At 61.5% G+C, this 5,119-nt stretch carries 6 protein-coding genes; 3 read left to right on the top strand and 3 right to left on the bottom strand.

Annotated elements, in window-relative coordinates:
- Nucleotides 1–86: 86 nt before the first annotated feature.
- The 3 genes from EOA60_RS17890 to EOA60_RS17900 all read right to left on the bottom strand — a co-directional run bounded on the left by EOA60_RS17890 (nt 87) and on the right by EOA60_RS17900 (nt 2,385).
- Nucleotides 87–692, bottom strand: a complete 606-nt coding sequence (locus EOA60_RS17890; RefSeq protein WP_067321612.1) for a transglutaminase-like cysteine peptidase — start codon at nt 690–692, stop codon at nt 87–89.
- 268 nt (nt 693–960) lie between these two features.
- A complete protein-coding gene (locus EOA60_RS17895) occupies nt 961–1,575 on the bottom strand; it encodes a PilZ domain-containing protein (RefSeq protein WP_067321610.1) in 615 nt (204 codons plus the stop codon).
- Between the two features lie 171 nt (nt 1,576–1,746).
- On the bottom strand, nt 1,747–2,385 hold the full coding sequence (locus EOA60_RS17900; RefSeq protein WP_067321654.1) for a PAS domain-containing protein: 639 nt from the start codon (nt 2,383–2,385) through the stop codon (nt 1,747–1,749).
- Nucleotides 2,386–2,805: 420 nt separating this feature from the next.
- Between EOA60_RS17900 and EOA60_RS17905 the strand changes: the two genes are divergently transcribed.
- The 3 genes from EOA60_RS17905 to gatB form a co-directional block, all read left to right on the top strand.
- A complete protein-coding gene (locus tag EOA60_RS17905; RefSeq protein ID WP_095824717.1) occupies nt 2,806–3,543 on the top strand; it encodes a rhomboid family intramembrane serine protease in 738 nt (245 codons plus the stop codon).
- Nucleotides 3,544–3,647: 104 nt separating this feature from the next.
- On the top strand, nt 3,648–4,079 hold the full coding sequence (locus tag EOA60_RS17910; protein ID WP_066989480.1) for a CBS domain-containing protein: 432 nt from the start codon (nt 3,648–3,650) through the stop codon (nt 4,077–4,079).
- Nucleotides 4,080–4,254: 175 nt separating this feature from the next.
- Nucleotides 4,255–5,119: Asp-tRNA(Asn)/Glu-tRNA(Gln) amidotransferase subunit GatB (gene gatB / locus EOA60_RS17915; RefSeq protein WP_128311679.1), on the top strand; the 865-nt coding region annotated here is incomplete at its 3' end.

A 5,119-nucleotide genomic window follows, 5' to 3' on the forward strand; every position in this document is an offset into this window, starting at 1 on the left:
CCGTATGAATGCGGCGTGCTTAATCTCTTCGTGTGTGCCGTTGCCCCAAAAGCCCTGCGCATCTTGGGGCAGCATGCATTGGGATCCTAGCGGACGCTGGCGACCGCGTCCTCGCGGCCGTCGTTGATCGAAACCCAAACGCCTGAATTCTCTGTCGATTGACGTTTGAGGTAGGTGTAGACCGTGTCGTTCCAGGCGAGCACTTTCGGCTCGAGATTGTCGAGGATGAACTCGCCGAGGCTGGTGCGCACCGTCAGCACCGCGTGGCCGTCGCCGTTCGGCTGGCGCACGACCGTCATCAAAAGGTCGCCGGCGGGGACACCGGCGGCCATTAATTCGCGGCGCTTCTCCAACGCGTAGTCCTCGCAGTCGCCGAAACCGTTGTCGGGATAGGCCCAGTATTCCTCGACCCCGTAGATCTCCATATCGGTACGTGGCTTGACGCGGGTATTGACCGAATTGTTGACCTTGATCATCGTCGCCCACAGCTTGCGGGTCAGCTCGACAGGAGACCCATTCGGCGTCCTCTCATTGCATTCGATGGGGATACGCTGGCAGAGTTCATAATGGCCGACGGGCTGGGTGGTGCGGCCACCCGTATGCATGAACAGCGGTCCCGCGCTTGCCGTGCCCCAGGCGGAAAGCTGCATCGCCATTGCCAAGAGCAACAGCTTGCCCCTCGTCATTTTCATTATGGTAGTTCTCCCCGTTTGAGAGAGACTGTGCCACGTTGGGATTTATTTGACGCAAAAACCGGAAGTAGAGATTGAGTAAAACGCCCGTAGATTAAATATAAAATTTGAACTATCTCGACTGCGGATTGTTGAGAATCTAAACCGGCCGCCGCACCCGGATCACGTGGCGTCTCGACATGCCGCCCGGCTGCTAGAAGGCCCTGATCCGGCCAACAAAAAACCGGCCGCTGGAGGCCGGTTGGATGCATGTCCGCATTCTAAGCGGTCAGGACCGCGGCGCGTTGAATTCCGAATCCAAGGTTTCCGGCCGCTGGATGACGGCAAACTCAATGGCGACGCCGTCCTCGAAGTGACGCACGACCTGGCCGCGCATCGTTCCCAGCATGACCTGCACGCCGATTGCTGGTTTGACGTCGATCTCGATCGCCGCGCCCGAGAGCGACAGGTCGATGATGCGGCACTGATACTGTCGCCCGTCGGTGAGCTGCAGCACGCTCATCGGATTGCGCGGCGCGACGCGCTCGTGGCGGCGGTCTTCCGGCAGGTCGAGCTCATGCTTGTTCGCAAGCCAGGTGAGCTGCGCGGCGAGCTTGTCCTTCTTGCGGTCCGAAGCGATGACGGTCATCGCGAAACCGTCCTGCGAGGTGCGCGTCACGATGCCTTCGATGCGACCGATGTGATCGATATAGGCAATGACCTTTTCCCCCGGCATGCCGACGCGATCGGTGCGCAAGGCGACATTGCCTGGCGACATGTCTATCACCTGGCACGCGTGTTCCGTGCGGTCCTCCAGCATGAAGCGTCCGTAGATTTTCACCCGGACACGCTGAAAATTGCGCCGCTCCACACGGGACGGCGCAAATTCCGCCGCTGACCTCATGACTGCCTACACCCCGTTGGCATTCCGCGCGACGTGCGAGGAATTTCACCGGAAAAAGCTACAGCAAAGCAGGTTAACAAACGGGAAAAAGCCGGCCCAAATGGGTTGGGGGCGGACGCCCACGCAAGGCAAAGGCCTGGACCAGATCGGGGCAAAATCTCGCGATCCGCTCTACTCGTTGCGCCCGCCGTCGAAGACGACGAGATGCCGTATCCGGCGTACGCGGCCGAGCGCCGAAATGGTCTCGGGCGCGTCGAACTCCGTCGGCACGAGCGACGGAACATCGATCGCCGGCCGGTTCTTCAGGAACATCGGGTCCTTGTCGGGATCGATGACCCGAATCGCGTCGATCAGGGCGTCCGCCAGCGGGTCGGCACCAAGCCAGAACGGCCGATCCGCGGCGCTGACGATGCCGAGGCAGCGAGGGCTCTCGACGCCGCCATCGAGCGGCAGCGCCAGCAGCTCGAACTTGCTGGAACGACCGTTTCGGCTGAATCCTTCATAGGTCAGAAGCAGCACCGATTTCTGGTCGAAGACGCCGTGGATGAGACGCGACATAAGCCGCTGGTCCTTCTCGCGCCAGAGCGAGGGGAAGGAAAACCCTTTGAGCTCGCGGCCGTAATAGGCGCAGAGCCTGGTGCCGGCCAGCCGGAACACGGCTTCGGCGCGTGTGTCGCGCTCCAGGATGAATGTATCGGCCAGGAGCGTCTTGATGTCCGCCGGCTCCACTTCCGAGCGTTTCGGAGCCGGGCGGCCATCACGCAGCCGGTTCCAATATTGGAACAGCGCGATTGATCCGTTCTGATTCATTTCCATTCCGCTCCGGCAATCTGTCTTTCTTGTTGTCCCATCGGCGAACAGACAGGGCGCCCTCCGATGACCTTCATGCGGTGCGGAGCAGGATGCGTGCCAGCATCGTTAACGTTTGTTCACGTCTCGGGGCCGTTAAGGTTAACAAGTGGTTTACGTTGCGCGCCGACGGGGCCTGTGGCACATCAAAAACCACTCCACAACGGTCGTTTCAGCAGCGATCGGCAGCGCTTCAGTCAGTTTTCGGGGAGCAGGGGACTCGACCGGCCGTTCAGGGAAACCTGGACGGCTTTCTTTTGATTCGCGTCGCCGATCCAGGCCCTATCCGATTCAGCTTGAGCGATTCGCGATTTGTGATTCGATCAGGCGTGAACTACATGCTCGGCCGAAATCGAGTCTCCAGCCATCTGCGAAGAGGCCATGAGCGAGCCGGTAACACCGACCGAAACCGAAATGCAACCAGACGACGAAGCGCCGGAGCCGCGCCGCGAGCCGGTGTTCAACTTGCCGCCGGTTGTGCTGGCGGTGATGGGGATCTGCGCGATCGTCTTCCTGCTGGAGCGATATGTGCTGAACGACGACCAGCAAATGACGCTGCTCTACGACGGAGCCTTCATTCCGGTGCTCTACACCGGTCAATACGGCTTCGACTGGTTCCTGTTCACGCGCCCCTTCACCTATGCCTTCATGCATGGGGGCCTCGCTCACATTGCCGTCAACATGGTGTGGCTTGCCGCTTTCGGCTCACCGCTCGCCAATCGTTTCGGCGCGGCCCGGTTTGCGGTGTTCTACGCCGTGACCGGGCTGGCTTCGGTAGCGCTGTTCTGGGCGATGCATCCTTATGGCGAGATGCCGCTGGTCGGCGCGTCGGGCGCGATCTCGGGCATGATGGGAGCTGCGGCGCGCTACGGGTTCCGGATCGATCGCTCGTCAGGCCAGGCGGCCTTCGCCGGCGAGCCGTTGCCGATCGCAATCGTGCTGCGTTCGCGCGGCGTCATGACCTTCCTCGGCGTCTGGATGGTGATCAACCTCGCCACCGGCCTTCTCGGCTTTGCGCCGGGGATCGAAGGACAGATCGCCTGGGAAGCCCATATCGGCGGCTTTGTCGGAGGCTTTTTCGGCGTGCGTTTTTTCGATCGGCCCCAGCCGTCCGAGTAGCGCTGCGGCGCACTTGAAATGCAACCAATCACGGCGCACCATGTTCACCGGAACGTGAATGCCGGTCAGGGCAGGAGCCGGCGGGCAAGGCACAGGAGGACGCCATGACTGTGAAGGCAATTCTTGAGCAAAAAGGCCATGACGTGTTCACACTCGGGCCTAATGAAAAGCTGAGCGAAGCTATTCGCATCCTGACCGAGCATAGGATCGGCGCGCTGGTCATCACCAATGGCGACCGCAAGATCGTCGGCATCCTTTCCGAACGTGACATCGTGCGAGTGCTGGCCAGGGAGGGCGCGGCCGCGCTCGATATTCCGGTCCGATCGGCCATGACGCCGAAGGTCAAGATCTGCAACGAGAACCACACGGTCAACGAGGTCATGGAGATCATGACGAAGGGTCGCTTCCGCCACCTGCCGGTGGAGAAGGACGGGATGCTCGACGGCATCGTGTCGATCGGCGATGTGGTCAAGCGCCGGATCGAGGATGTCGAGCGCGAGGCCGAGGAGATCCGGGCCTACATCGCCACCGCCTGATACAGGCGGGAAGGTGCCGCCAGCACAGCCCGTGGGCTTACAAGCGCAAGCTGCCTGGAGGCCTGCGCGCGGCTTTGGACTTGTCTCAAGGAACGGTTTGCACTAGCGAGTGATGCGATTTTCGCAACGCGATAAGCAAAATCGCGCCAGCCACAAATGCGACCCATAGGCCTCCATGAGCATCATCGATACCCGCACGCCCGACCCGAAACGCCTGATCTCCGGCGCCACCGGCGACTGGGAAATCATCATCGGGCTCGAAGTGCATGCGCAAGTGACGTCCGAGGCAAAGCTGTTCTCCGGCGCCTCGACCTCTTTCGGCGCGGCGCCCAACGCCAATGTCAGCCTGGTCGACGCGGCGATGCCCGGCATGCTGCCGGTGATCAACGAGGAATGCGTCAAGCAGGCGATCCGCACTGGGCTGGGCTTGAAGGCCGCGATCAACCACAAGTCGGTCTTCGATCGGAAGAACTATTTCTACCCGGACCTGCCGCAGGGCTATCAGATCTCGCAGTACAAGCAGCCGATCGTCGGCGAAGGCAAGGTGATCGTCTCGGTCGGACCGGACCGGCAGGGCGAGTTCGAGGACATCGAGGTCGGCATCGAGCGCCTGCATCTGGAGCAGGATGCCGGCAAGTCTATGCACGACCAGCATCCGACAATGTCCTATGTCGACCTCAACCGGTCCGGCGTTGCGCTGATGGAAATCGTCTCCAAGCCGGACATGCGCTCTGCCGACGAGGCCAAGGCCTATGTCAGCAAGCTGCGCACCATAATGCGCTATCTCGGTACCTGCGACGGCAACATGGACGAGGGTTCGCTGCGCGCCGACGTCAATGTCTCGGTGCGCCGCCCGGGTGGCGCGTTCGGCACGCGCTGCGAGATCAAGAACGTCAACTCGATCCGCTTCATCGGCCAGGCCATCGAGTCCGAAGCGCGCCGTCAGATCGCCATCCTCGAAGACGGCGGCTCGATCGAGCAGGAGACGCGCCTATTCGACCCCAACAAGGGCGAGACGCGCTCGATGCGCTCCAAGGAAG

Source organism: Mesorhizobium sp. M1A.F.Ca.IN.020.06.1.1 (assembly GCF_004023265.1).
Classification (GTDB): Bacteria; Pseudomonadota; Alphaproteobacteria; order Rhizobiales; family Rhizobiaceae; genus Mesorhizobium.